This is a genomic window from [Clostridium] celerecrescens 18A (genome assembly GCF_002797975.1).
Taxonomy (GTDB): Bacteria; Bacillota; Clostridia; order Lachnospirales; family Lachnospiraceae; genus Lacrimispora; species Lacrimispora celerecrescens.
Window position 1 is genome coordinate 473,789 of the sequence record NZ_PGET01000001.1, and the last position, 13,931, is coordinate 487,719.

Consider the following 13,931-nt stretch of genomic DNA (forward strand, 5'->3'; position numbering starts at 1 on the left):
GGGGCACCTCACACTTTATCGGTCGTCTTCTCGCCGAATAGTCCCGTAGGCTTGATCAGGAGAATGATGATTAGCAGAACAAAGGTAAATGCGTCGCTGAAGGTGGAATATCCCATAGCTACCAGGGCGGTTTCGCCAAGGCCAAGGATAAAGCCTCCGATCACGGCGCCTGGAATGCTGCCGATACCGCCGAATACTGCTGCAACAAAGCATTTTAAGCCGGGCAGGGAGCCGGAGAACGGGAATACGGTCATTCGGTCCGTAAAATAAAGCACGGAGCCGACGGCGGCTAAAAGGGAGCCAATGGCAAAGGTAATGGTGATGATGCGGTTGATCTTGATTCCCATAAGGGCGGCAGTATCATAATCCTTTGCGACCGCGCGCATGGCCATGCCGATTTTTGTCTTATTGATCAGGGTGATAAGCCCATAAACAATGATAAGGGTCAGGACCGGCGTTAAGAATGTTACAAAGGATGCGGAAAGACCGCCGATCTGGTAGATCTTCTTTAGAAACGGAATCTCCGGATACCCCTTTGGCAGGGCTGTGAACAGATAGGTAGCCAGATTCTGCAAAAGGTAGGAGACACCGATAGCAGAAATCATGACGGACATTCTGGGTGCGGTACGTAAGGGGCGGTAAGCCACCCGTTCGATGGATACGCCTAATAATACGGTGACCAGTAAAACCACTGGAATGGAAATGTACCATGGAAAACTTGCCATGGCAAATATCATAAAATAACCGGCCATCATGAAGATATCGCCGTGGGCGAAGTTGATGAGCCGCAGGATACCGTAAACCAGGGTATAACCAATGGCAATCAGCGCATAGGCGCCGCCTAGGGAGATACCGGTCAGGCACTGCTGTAAAAAGGTTGTAAGACTCATGTGGCGAAATGCCTCCTATCTGTTGAGTATGTAATGAAATATGCACAAATGGAACGAGTGGGGAAGGAAATACGTCCCCACTCATCTGGTATTGACTGCATTGTCACGGTATCTCAGATATTATTTAACCGTAGTAGTCGTTAAGAATTTAAATTTGCCGTTTTCAATGGTTTTTATGAATGCCATGTCTTTCTTGGCATCTCCGTTTTCATCAAAGGATATGCTTCCGGTAACGCCGTCAATGGATACGCCCTTTAATGCATCACGGATAGCGGTACCGTCTGTGGAGCCGGCGGTTTCAATGGCCTTTAATGCGCAGAGGTAAGAATCATAGCCGAGTGCAGATACAGCAGGGATGATTTCGTCCTGCTTATTTTCCTTTAAGTAAGCCTTAAAGCCGGAGATAAAGGCAGCTGCTTCCTCGTTGGCCGGTTCTGCCTCGTCAAAGAAGGTAGAAAGGACAACGCCTTCTGCGGAATTACCTGCGTTTTCGATGATGGTGGAGTTCTCCCAGGTATCACCGGCAGCGATGGTAGCTGTAATTCCAAGTTCACGGGCCTGCTTGATGATAAGAGGAGCCGTAGTAATGGAAGATGGTGCAAAAATGATATCAGGATTCTGGGCTTTGATGTTTGTAAGGATTGCCTTAAAGTCAGTCTGGTTGGTCTGGAACTGTTCTTCGCTGACAATATTGCCGCCTAAGCCTGTGAATGCAGTTTTGAAGAAGGAACCAAGGCCGGAGGAATAATCATCTCCTAACTGGGTGATGACGGCAGCCGTCTTTGCCCCGTTGTCATTGGCATAATTGGCCATGACTGTACCCTGGAACGGATCCAGGAAACATACCCGGAAATAGAAATCATTTCCCTGGGTTACCTGAGGGTTGGTACAGGAGGCGCCTATGGCAGGAATTTTAGCATCTGCAAATATCTGTCCTGCTGCAATGGAAACACCGGAACCATAGCTTCCCAGCACAACGGAAACCTTTTCGCTTACAAGCTTCTGTGCAGCGTTGACTGCTTCCGTTTTATCGGATTTGTTATCCACTTCCACCAATTCCACCTTATACTCCTCTCCTCCGATTGTAACCGTTGGATGAGTCTGCCTTGCGTAGCGCATTCCCAGGACTTCCTGTAACCCGCCCCCTCCGTTTTCTCCGGTGGTAGGCTCGAACACGCCGATCTTAACGACCTTTTCGCCTCCGGAGGCAGAAGATGAGGAACCAGTGCTGCAGCCGGCGACCATGCTGGCGCTCATACATACTGCAAGAGTGATTGCAAATACTTTTTTCAATTTCATAAATGATATCCTCCTTTATGTGTATCTCATGCAAACACAACTGTCTCTCGTGCAGATACACGTTGCATTATATTATATACAGAAGATTGAAAAAGTGCAAGAAAAAAATGAAAGAAAATTATAATTTAAAGAAAAAAACTTTTTTTGCAATAAAACAAGGAGTCCGAACCCTTTTTTAAGAGTCCGAACTCCCTATTATATGTTATAATCTAATTGTTAACGGTTTTTAATGGACGCACCTATGAAATCCCGAAACAGCGGATGAGGTCTGTTAGGTCTTGATTTAAACTCCGGATGTGCCTGTGTGGCGATGAACCAGGGATGAGATGGAATTTCTACCATTTCCACAATCCGTCCATCCGGTGAGATACCGGAAAGCTTCATCCCAGCATTTACCAGATCATCACGGTAATCATTATTTACCTCATAGCGGTGTCTGTGACGCTCATGGATCAGTTCTTCCCCGTATACTTCAAAAGCCTTGGAAGATTTGTCCAGCACACAGGGATAGGAGCCAAGTCTCAGTGTGCCTCCGATGTCCTCGATGCCGTTCTGGTCCGGCATTAAGTGGATGACCGGATGAGTGGTTTCTTCATCAAGTTCTGAGGTATGTGCGTCACCAAAGCCTGCTACGTGGCGTGCAAACTCCACGATGGCCATCTGCATGCCGAGACAGAGGCCAAGGAATGGGATGTTGTTTTCCCGGGCATAACGGATGGATGAGATCTTTCCTTCAATGCCGCGGCTTCCAAAACCGCCGGGGACCAGAATTCCGTTCACATCACTGAAAAGGCTGGCTGCGTTTTCATCGGTAACAAGTTCTGAATCGATCCATTTAATATGAACCTTGGCCCGGTGGAAGACACCTCCGTGTTTTAATGCTTCCACTACGGAGATATAGGCATCGTGAAGCTGGATGTATTTTCCTACCAGGGCGACCGTGACTTCCTTCTCCGGATGCTTCCAGTTATCGATCATTAAGGTCCAGTCCGCTAAGTCTGGCTTGGGGCAGGGAAGGTTTAAGCTTTCACATGCTACTTCAGCTAAATGCTCTTCCTCCATGGAAAGAGGAAGCTCATACAATACTTCCACATCTAAGTTTTGAAGTACATGGGTTTTGGGAACGTTACAGAATTGTGCGATTTTGCTTCGGATTCCGTCATCAAGGGGCAGTTCGGAACGGCATACAATGATGTCGGGCTGGATACCCATTCCCTGTAAGTCTTTTACACTGGACTGGGTGGGTTTGGTCTTTAGTTCGCCGGAAACCTTTAGATATGGAACCAAGGTCACGTGGATGAGAATGACGTTCTCGTGGCCTGCTTCACGTTGGAATTGACGGATCGCTTCAAGGAATGGCTGGCTTTCGATGTCGCCTACCGTTCCGCCTACTTCTATAATGGCGATCTCTGTTTCAGAGGAGTTGCTGTTGCTGCAGTGAAAACGGCTTTTGATTTCGTCTGTAATGTGAGGGATAACCTGTACGGTGCCACCCCCGAAGTCCCCGCGCCGTTCACGGGTCAGTACGGTCCAATAGACCTTACCGGTAGTAACGTTGGAATTTTGAGTCAGATTTTCGTCGATAAATCGTTCGTAATGGCCAAGGTCGAGATCGGTTTCAGCACCGTCCTCTGTGACGAAAACCTCACCATGCTGCACTGGATTCATGGTACCCGGATCAATGTTGATGTACGGATCAAATTTCTGCATAGTGACCTTATAGCCTCTGGCCTTAAGCAGACGTCCAAGAGATGCTGCGGTAATACCTTTGCCAAGCCCGGATACAACTCCTCCGGTGACAAATACGTATTTCACTGACATAACAGTGTAACCTCCTTTTGTAATGGTATGGGAATATTTTTAAAAAAGAAATTATACAGCTATTCTTTGAAAAAATCCAGTGTTCTATGAAAAAACTAAGAATATAAAGTATAAAATATTGTCTGTAAGTTTTCTTATGGTAAAAATTCATGGCTGTTAAATAAAACCAGCCCAGGTGTTTATAAGGATTTAATAATTCTTTTCTTGATTTATGGGGAAACTGACACTATAATGATAGAGGTATAAAATGGGTAGAAACTATCCGGATTGGAGAATTCACACAGATGGATAACAAGAATCAAAATAATAATAATAAGATGCCGAAGAATACCCAGGCCATCGCCATATGGGTCATCGCGTTTCTTATTGCGGTAGCAGGGATTTCTTATCTGCACGGCGCGATTACGACGAGGACCAATAAAGAACTGAGCTACGATACCTTTATGAATATGGTAGATCAAAAGCAGGTTGAGTCGGTTAATGTAGAGGATACGAAGATTACCATAAACCCCAAGAAGACCTGGGAAGGATATAAACCTGGCGTTACCTATTATACAGTAAGGATGGACAACGATTTAAATCTGGCGGAGCGTCTTCGCACTGCCGGAGTGGAAACCCTTAGAACCCGCCGTGACGGCAACTTTTTCATTCAGACCATTGTCAGCTACCTGCTCTTGTTTGCAGCCATGGGATTTCTGTTGAACTTCATGATGCGAAGGGTCGGCGGAGGCGGACTCATGGGTGTCGGAAAGAGCAATGCCAAAGTTTATGTTCAGAAGGAAACAGGTATTACCTTTAAGGATGTGGCGGGGGAAGATGAGGCTAAGGAATCCTTAACTGAAATCGTGGATTTCCTCCATAACCCGGGAAAATATACAAAGATCGGTGCAAAGCTTCCAAAGGGAGCGCTTCTTGTAGGGCCTCCAGGAACGGGAAAGACCCTGCTTGCCAAGGCGGTTGCAGGAGAGGCTCATGTTCCATTTTATTCTCTGTCCGGTTCAGATTTTGTAGAGATGTTTGTAGGTGTGGGAGCTTCCCGTGTCAGGGATTTATTTAAGCAGGCCCAGGAATCTGCTCCCTGTATTATTTTTATTGACGAGGTAGATGCCATCGGTAAGAGCCGCGATTCCAGATTCGGCGGAGGAAACGATGAGAGGGAGCAGACCTTAAACCAGCTGCTTTCTGAAATGGATGGGTTTGATTCTTCCAAGGGACTTTTAGTGCTTGCAGCAACCAACCGGCCAGAAATCCTGGATCCTGCGCTTCTTCGCCCGGGTCGTTTTGACCGGCGGATCATTGTGGATAAACCGGATTTAAAAGGCCGTGTGGATATCTTAAAGGTTCATGCCCGTGATGTGCTTCTTGACGATACCGTTGATTTAGATGCCATTGCTCTGGCAACCTCAGGAGCCGTTGGTTCCGATCTTGCCAATATGATCAATGAATCCGCCATCCTTGCGGTGAAAAACGGCCGTCATGCGGTTGCTCAGAAGGACTTATTTGAGGCTGTGGAAGTGGTGCTGGTAGGAAAAGAGAAAAAGGACCGTGTCCTTAACAAAGAGGAGCGGCGCATTGTTTCATATCACGAAGTGGGACATGCCCTGGTCAGTGCCCTTCAAAAGGATTCGGAGCCTGTGCAGAAGATTACGATTGTTCCAAGAACCATGGGTGCTCTGGGATATGTAATGCATGTGCCGGAAGAAGAAAAATTTTTAAACTCCAGGAAAGAACTTCATGCCATGCTGGTAGGCTATCTGGCCGGCCGTGCGGCAGAGGAGATCGTCTTTGACACTGTTACCACCGGTGCAGCCAATGATATTGAACAGGCCACCAAGGTAGCGAGGGCCATGATCACCCAGTACGGTATGTCGGAGAAATTCGGCCTTATGGGCCTGGCATCAAGGGAAGACCAGTACTTAAGCGGACGTACCGTTATGAACTGTGCGGAAGCCACTGCTTCCCAGGTGGATGATGAAGTCATGAAAATGCTGAAAGAAGCATATGAAGAGGCCAAGAGCCTTCTCTCAGAAAACCGGGATGTGATGGATAAGATCGCAGAATTCCTGATCGAGAGAGAGACCATTACCGGTAAGGAATTCATGAAGATATTCCGGGAGGCAAAGGGAATTCCGGAGCCGAAGGAAGAGAATAAGGATTCTGAAAATGGGGAAGTGTCAAAGGAAGAGGAAGACGGCCTTTCCGATTGGACGGAAGAAAAGAAGGAAATGAAAGAATCCGTTATCGATGTTGGAAATGTTAAAGATTAATGTTTGAGAACCATCAGGCAGCTGATGCATGGACAGAGCCGTGCAGCAGCTGCCTTTTTTTGCCCTTTTTGTATTATACAATAAATGGTAATTTACTCAATTTAATATTATAATATATTCCAGGCTTATTATTTATTAATCCATGGGGCATTGCTTAAGGCAGAGAGGATAAAAAGCATTTAATGGAACAATCATTAGGTGTTTTTTTAGTTCACCTACCCAATGTCTATCCGAAAGTATACTGTTTAAATATGGCAGATGGATGAAGAAAGATAAAAAGATTGTGGAGCATGGGGGTTGAGAGTACCGTTTATATTGTTCGAATGTACAATTTTTATAGAACAACCAATAAAAATTAATGAGTTAAACACATAATAACGAAAGAAATGTAAGCGGAAAACAAAAGAAATGTAAATTTATTATATAAAATATATTGTTTTGTGCTTGATTATATAATAATTGCTTAAACCCATAAAAAATAGAACATTTAAAGTATTAAAATAATCTGCTAAGATAAGGGTGCTTACGAAGCAGTAACAAAAGGAGAACAGTGAATAGGAGAGCGAGCTTATGAAAGCAAAAAAGGTATTGGGTGTTTTATTGGTTACGGCAATGACGGGTGTTTCTCTATTAGGGTGCGGAAAAGGAGCTGATGGAGAAACAAGTGCAGCTGCAAGCAGTGTAAGCAGTGATGCGGACAGCACAAAAGGAGCAGATCAAGGGGAGAAGTCTAATCTTCTGTTATGGATGCCTCCATTTGGAACAGGAGATTCCCTGGATAAGGAATTCTGGACTAAGACATTGGAGCCGTGGGCGGAAGAGAACAATGTAAAGTTATCGATTGAAATTACTCCATGGGGTAATTATGAAGAAAAATATCTCACAGGCTTTTCCTCTGGCGAAGGCCCGGATGTAGGCTATATGTATCTGGAGATGTTCAATGATTTTATTGAGATGGGAACACTGGCAGATGTAGATAGTTATTTCACTCAGGAAGAGAAGGATAATTATCTCTACTTCGATCAGGGGAACATGAAGGGTGGACAGTATGCAATTCCATTTATTGTAGGGAATGCGAGAATTCCATATTTCAACATGGACATTTTGAAGGCAGCAGGAATAACAGAGCTGCCGGAGACATGGGATGAACTGACTCAGGTTCTGGTACAGGTGAAAGAAGCCAATCTGGGAAATGTAATACCTTTTGCACAGGAATGGGCGGATCCGGCAATTGGTGCGTTAAATAATATCTATTATCCATATTTATGGCAGGCTGGTGGGGATATCTATAATAAAGACGGCAGTAAGGTTGCACTGATGGATAATGGAGCAGCTGTGGAGGCGGCGCAGTTCCTTTATGATTTGAAATTCAAATATGGTGTGCTTACAGATGAAAGTCTGGCGTTGTCCGGGGATGATGTGAGAACCCAGTTCTGTGAAGACCGTATAGCAGTAGCTTCTATGGATGCTAAATCAGCAGGTGTATTAACTGATGCTGGCATTAACTGGTCATTTATCCCTAGTTTTGAAAAAGAGACAAAGGCTACATGGGTAGCATCTGATGCACTGATTGTAAGCAATGCATGTAAAAATAAAGAATTAGCAGTGAAACTTATTAAGTACATGACGTCTGCACCGGTGATGTCAAGCTTCCATAAAGAGATTGCAGGATTCCCTCCGATTACCAAGGATGAGGAATACAATGATAACCCAGTGTTTAAGGACATGTATGAGACTCAGAATGAATATTTACATACCCTGCCTGTTGCAAATGGTTCCTTTAAAGTCATGGATACTTTATACAAGAATTTACAGCTGATGATGCTGGGAGATTTAACGCCGGAAGAGGCGATTCAGAAAACAGTAGAATATTCAGAAAGTATTAATTAGCACCATGATCTGCCTGACAGAATCTGATTCGTCAGGCAGAACTTTATCCAGGCAAAAGGAAGGGATGTCTATGAAGAGTAAACAAAAAGAGGCTTTAACCGGTATCGCATATGTGCTGCCCAGCTTTATACTGATAATGGTCTTTTCTTTGGTCCCCATTATCATGAATGTTTATTTCAGCTTTACTAAATATAATGTTTTACAGCCGGCCCAGTTCGTTGGTCTTAAAAATTATGCCAGGATGCTTAAGGATTCTTATATCTGGGCGTCGCTTAAGAATACAGCCATATTTACGCTCATCACAGTACCTGTACAGACGATGCTTTCGTTGATATTTGCGGCAGTTATTGCAGAACGGTTCCAAACCAGATTTGGGAATTTTGTTAAAAGTTCGTTGTTTATTCCCGTTATCGCTTCCGCGATCCTGGTTGGTACTTTATGGACAATTCTGTTAAACCCCACAGGTGTTGTGAATCATGTGCTGGGATTTTTCGGTATAACGAATATCAACTGGCTGGGCGGAAAGTCTACTTCACTGATCAGCATCTGCATTACCAGCATCTGGAAGAATGTTGGATACTTTCTGGTAATTTATTATGCGGGAATCATGAACATTCCCCGGAGTTTGTATGAAGCGGCTGAGGTAGATGGTGCATCAACCGTACAGAACTTTATCTATATTACACTTCCCAGCCTGTCCAGCGTGACATTCCTGGTTGTGACCCTGGGTACGATCTGGTCATTTCAGGTGTTCGACCTTGTGTATACCATGACGGGCGGCGGTCCTGGTATGAGCACGGTTACATTGGTGCTGACAATATATAATACGGCATTTAAGGAATATAACATGGGATATGCAAGTGCCATCGCCCTGCTCATGTTTGTATTTGTACTGTTTATATCGTTTATGCAGAAGTTATTATTAAAGGACAGAGGGGAGGAGGCAGCATGAGGAAAGCGGACAAGAGAGGCTGGTTATTCAAAATCTCCATCGGGGCAGTTCTTTTATTTGCTGCGCTTCTGGCTATGGCTCCTTTTATCTATATGATGCTGGTATCAATGACACAGAAAACAGTGCTGGATTTAAACTTTGAAAATGCTGATTTCAGTTTTATTAACTATAACCGCGTATTCCGAAATTTCAATCTGGCTTCCAATCTGGCCAACAGTATCATCGTAACGGTTTCTGCCTGTGTGCTCAACTGCATCATCTCTTCTATGGCGGCTTATGCTTTTGCCAAGAAGAAGTTTCCGTTTCGCGACCAGTTGTTTAACATCTATCTTGCCACATTGATGATTCCAGGGCAGGTAACTTTGATTCCGGTATTTACCATCATGAAAAAACTGGGCCTCATGAATACTTACCCTGCGCTTTTTTTACCGATTATCAATGCTTTTGGAGTTTTTTTGATCAGGCAGTTTATGGTGACCATACCGGATGAGCTTCTGGAAGCAGCCAGTATTGATGGATGCGGTGAGAACCGGATATTTATTTCTATCGTGATACCGCTGATTAAGTCGGTTATGGTATCTTTGATGATTTTTACCTTCATCACCTGCTGGAATGATTTCCTCTGGCCGCTGGTAATTGTGACAAAACCGGAGAGACAGACGCTGACACTTGCAATTTCTGCGCTGAAGGGAAGCTATTCAACGAACTATGGCCTGGTGATGGCAGGCTCAACATTGACCTTTTTGCCACCATTTCTTCTGTATATCTTCCTTCAGAAACAGTTTGTGGAAGGAATTGCGATGAGTGGAATCAAAGGATAAGAAAAAAAGGAGGATTTTTATCGATGGTACGTTATGAGTTTTTTTTGACACACTCCCTGGAGAAGGTATTTCCGGATTGTATGCCGGAAACATGGAAGCCAGGCTGGAATCTGGAGGGATTCCGGAATGAAATAGTATCGTTTCAGCTGATCTACACTGCCCTGGATGGAGAGCGGGGGATGCCGCAGCAAAAATTTCACATCCAGGTAAACGGCGCAGAGGCGAGAATGAGAAAGGTGGGACTGGTGCCATCGGATTATCCCTGCTATGCAGAATATGATACGAATTATATTACTACCAAAGCGGGCATGTTTCCCGATGTGCTGTTACCTTTTGATGGCACGGTGATTCCTGTTCCGGGTCAGATGAGAAGCGTCTGGATTGATATTGATCTGCGCAACTTGGAAACGGGGAGCCATGAGATAACAATTAAAGCAGAAGCGGAAGAGGTTACGACCTGTGCAAACGGCGTGATGATCCATAATCCACACGCAGTGGAACAGAACTGGAAGCAGACTTTGCAGCTGCAGGTACTTCCGGCTGTCCTGCCGGAGCAGAGGCTTCTGCATACAGAGTGGTTTCATGCGGATTGTCTGGCGGACTATTACAATGTTGATGCTTTTAGTGAGGAGCACTGGCAAATTGTTGAGAACTATATCCGTTTTGCAGGAGAAGAGTGCGGGGTTAACCTGCTGCTAACGCCTGTTTTTACACAGCCGCTGGATACGGCAGTTGGAGGAGCTCGGACAACCGTCCAGCTGGTGGAGGTGATACGGAAAGAAGGGCAGTACCGATTTGGATTTGGTCAGCTGGAGCGGTGGTGTAAATTATGCAGAAAATATGGGATTCAGAATTTGGAAATCGCTCATTTCTTTACTCAGTGGGGAGCATATGCCACACCAAAGATCATTGCTGAAACAGAGAACGGTAAGGAGCAGATCTTTGGCTGGGAGGTGGAAGCTGTTTCCGCAGAGTACCGGTATTTTCTGGAAAGCTTTGTACCAGCGCTTCTTGGGAAGCTGGCAGATCTCGGATATGAGAAGAATCAGTTGTTTTTCCATATTTCGGATGAGCCTGGGGAAGAGCATCTGGAGAGTTACCTGGCTGCCAAAAAACAGGTTACTGATCTGCTAGAAGGTTATACCATTGTGGATGCGCTTAGCAGCTATGAATTTTACAAGCAGGGTATCGTAGAGCACCCCATTCCGGCTGATGACCATATCCAGCCATTTATTGATCATGGTGTGGAGGATCTGTGGGTGTATTATTGCTGCGTACAATGCGTGGATGTGCCAAACCGGTTCTATGCGATGCCAAGTGCGAGAAACCGGATTATGGGAGTGCTGATGTACTTATACCGCATCAGGGGATTCCTGCACTGGGGCTATAATTTTTATAATTCTGCTTTTTCCCTCCGGCATATCGATCCTTATTCGGAAACCCATGCGGGCTTTGCATTTCCTTCCGGAGATCCCTATCTGGTGTATCCGGGAGAGGGAGGCAGTGTAGTATCCTCTATCAGGAACCAGGTGCAGATGGAAGCTTTTTATGACCTGCGGGCCATGGATTTATTGGAAAGCTTGTCAGACCGGGAAACAGTGGAGTCTTTGATTCTGGAAGGTGAGAAGGAAAAAATGACATTTAAGTCATATCCCTTAAGCAGCAATTATCTGTTAGAGCTGCGCCGGAAGATTAACCGGGAAATCATGAAGAGGATATAGTTATCTCTGGTTCTTTCTCAGAGTATTCGGCGTCTGCAGCTCGTAACGTTTGAATACTCTGATGAAGGAAGCATCACTGGAAAATCCTACGGCTAATGCGATCTCACGGATACTTAAATCGGTTTCGCAGATTAATTTTTTGGCCTGTTCAATCCGAAGGGAATTGATATACTGTACCACACCGATGCCAAAGACGGTTTTGAAGGTAGTGGACAGATAAGAGTCACTGATATTCAGTTCCGCAGAAATCCGGTAAAGGCCCAGCATCGGATCAGAAAAATCCCTTAATATGATGGTTTTGGCGCGTTCAGCAATGCTGGACGTGCCATTTTTAGTTGCTTGTGAAGGGGTTGATAGTTCTTTCAAAATACACTGCGTATACTCGCGAAGCTGGGCCGGGGAAGTGCAGGACAGAATCTGAGCGGTATGAATGCTGCAGCCGGGAGTCTGAATCTCCTGTTTGACTTTCTGCTTGGCATTCAGTAAAAGATTCTGTATGGCCCTGAATTTTACTTTGGTGATTTCTGATGAATCCTCTTCCGAAAAATAATTGTCAAAAACAGCAGGTACCAGTACCAGTGCGGCGCTATAATCGTTCTGGATCATATTCTTTGAGAAATTTTCAAAAGTATCAATATAGGATAAACCTGGTGATGTAATATGTTCCATGTAGTTGTTATAACAGATGACAGAGGATTCCGGTTTAATTTGGTAATGCAGGGCCGTGACAGCCTGGGCATAGCTGTATTGTATATTGACAAGACCGTCATAGTCTAAACCAAGGGCCATGACCCATTTGTCTTCTCCGAACACCTCCGCCTTCATTTCTTTTATAAGCTTTGAAATCGTATTCTGTGAAATTGTTTCCTCAATATTAAAAAGAATCACAATATTTCCTTCATGGAAGGAGGATATCACGTCAAAATGATGTGTTTCCCAATATTTGTTGATTGTTAAAAGCAGGTCTTCATCCAGCTGAGGCTTTGCGGAAACGGGTTCGGCTATGGCGATTAGATAGCGTGGATTCTCAAATAAGATATTGCATCTTTTGGCAACACTAAAAATAGCATAGTCGCTATGCATGTCGCCGTAAAGTACTGTTTTCAAGAAGAAATTATTAATCAGGGACTGCTGTTCCTGTACTTTCTCGGAATTTGACCAGTAATCTTTGGTTAACTGGTCGAATCGTTTATGAATGGTTTCATATTCATCATTTTCTTTATCCGGGGTACCTCCGATTTTATCCAGCAGGTTGATGAGAGGCCTGAGATTCTTTCGGCTGATGAGTACAGAAGCGAGGATGCCTGTTATTCCGCAGACGATAATGCCCAAGATGCAGATTCCCAGAGTGATATAAACCGGCTGTAAGTTTTTCTTATGAAAATATACGTTTAAATAACACAGATTCTTCAAAGAGGAGGGTCTGGCATACAGCAGGGAAGCGGGTTCCTCCAGAACAACAGGAGCCTCCAGTGTGTCAGGCAGCAATGCGGCAAGCCGGGTCAGTTCCTCGCTGTTACCGGTGTAGGCAATCAGCTGGCCATCCAGCAGAATACCAAGAGATGAATGAGGATCCCCGGAATTTTCCGTCATGAGGGAAGAATTTAGCAGCTCATCTGTATTCAACTCAAAAACAAGATAACCTGCAAGCTCCTCTGAGTTTTTTATTTTCCGGATATAACAGAACTGGCTTCGGCTGTCTGACTGCAGGTAGGCAAAGTCGCTGTCTGATTCCATGGTGAGAGTGTCCAGCCATTGTTCATAACCATGTAACAGCAGGAGATTATCCAGGGCATAATAAGAGTCTGCATCATAGCAGCCCAAATTGCCCACAATTTTATGTAAGTTCGGGTAATAGATGAATATACTGTCAATTAATTTATTGGAATAATTATAGTTTAACATCTGATCACTGAACTGATAGACCTTCGGTGGGATGGTTTTCGGAGCTGTTTTTAATTTCTTAAGATAGATGTTGGCAGGATGGAGTTCGAGAGAGGAGGAGTATTTATACAGATCAAACAGGCGGGAATCTATATTGGTCTGAATATACTGGGTCAGATTGCTGCTCATCTGGAGGGTATTGTTCCGGAGCAGAACGAGCATGTAGCCGCACAGAATAGAACACAACAATAAAATCGCTGCCACAACCAGCAAGATAGATTTGAACCATTTAAAAAATGTTGGATTGTTAAATTTCATATTCGGGGACTCTCCTAACCAAATATCATTTGTTTTTTCTTTCCATGATACCATATGGAATGTGGGCG

9 protein-coding genes are annotated in these 13,931 nt (G+C 44.6%); 5 read left to right on the plus strand and 4 right to left on the minus strand.

The window, feature by feature from the left end:
- Window positions 1-8 precede the first annotated feature (8 nt).
- The 3 genes from H171_RS02285 to H171_RS02295 all read right to left on the minus strand — a co-directional run bounded on the left by H171_RS02285 (window position 9) and on the right by H171_RS02295 (window position 4,010).
- Window positions 9-890 (minus strand): branched-chain amino acid ABC transporter permease, encoded by an 882-nt coding sequence (locus H171_RS02285; protein WP_100303696.1) that lies wholly within the window; start codon window positions 888-890, stop codon window positions 9-11.
- A gap of 120 nt (window positions 891-1,010) precedes the next feature.
- Window positions 1,011-2,189: an ABC transporter substrate-binding protein gene (locus H171_RS02290; protein ID WP_100303697.1), complete on the minus strand. Its 1,179-nt coding sequence runs from the start codon at window positions 2,187-2,189 to the stop codon at window positions 1,011-1,013.
- 216 nt (window positions 2,190-2,405) lie between these two features.
- Entirely contained in the window at window positions 2,406-4,010 is a 1,605-nt protein-coding gene (locus H171_RS02295) for a CTP synthase (protein ID WP_100303698.1), read from the minus strand.
- Between the two features lie 284 nt (window positions 4,011-4,294).
- Between H171_RS02295 and ftsH the strand changes: the two genes are divergently transcribed.
- From ftsH to H171_RS02320, 5 genes are all read left to right on the plus strand, one after another.
- The gene (ftsH, locus tag H171_RS02300) at window positions 4,295-6,277 is read left to right on the plus strand and encodes an ATP-dependent zinc metalloprotease FtsH (protein ID WP_100303699.1); all 1,983 of its coding nucleotides are present in this window, start codon (window positions 4,295-4,297) and stop codon (window positions 6,275-6,277) included.
- Window positions 6,278-6,847: 570 nt separating this feature from the next.
- On the plus strand, window positions 6,848-8,167 hold the full coding sequence (locus H171_RS02305; protein WP_242976838.1) for an ABC transporter substrate-binding protein: 1,320 nt from the start codon (window positions 6,848-6,850) through the stop codon (window positions 8,165-8,167).
- Window positions 8,168-8,237: 70 nt separating this feature from the next.
- Entirely contained in the window at window positions 8,238-9,119 is an 882-nt protein-coding gene (locus H171_RS02310) for a carbohydrate ABC transporter permease (RefSeq protein ID WP_100303700.1), read from the plus strand.
- Window positions 9,116-9,940 carry a carbohydrate ABC transporter permease gene (locus tag H171_RS02315; protein ID WP_100303701.1) on the plus strand — a complete coding sequence of 275 codons (825 nt, stop codon included), beginning with the start codon at window positions 9,116-9,118 and terminating at the stop codon, window positions 9,938-9,940. Before H171_RS02310 ends, H171_RS02315 begins: the two co-directional genes overlap by 4 nt.
- 23 nt (window positions 9,941-9,963) lie before the next feature.
- Window positions 9,964-11,661 (plus strand): DUF4091 domain-containing protein, encoded by a 1,698-nt coding sequence (locus H171_RS02320; protein WP_100303702.1) that lies wholly within the window; start codon window positions 9,964-9,966, stop codon window positions 11,659-11,661.
- Here the strand turns inward: H171_RS02320 and H171_RS02325 are convergent, their stop codons facing one another.
- Window positions 11,662-13,863 (minus strand): helix-turn-helix domain-containing protein, encoded by a 2,202-nt coding sequence (locus tag H171_RS02325; RefSeq protein ID WP_157803095.1) that lies wholly within the window; start codon window positions 13,861-13,863, stop codon window positions 11,662-11,664.
- Window positions 13,864-13,931 lie beyond the last annotated feature (68 nt).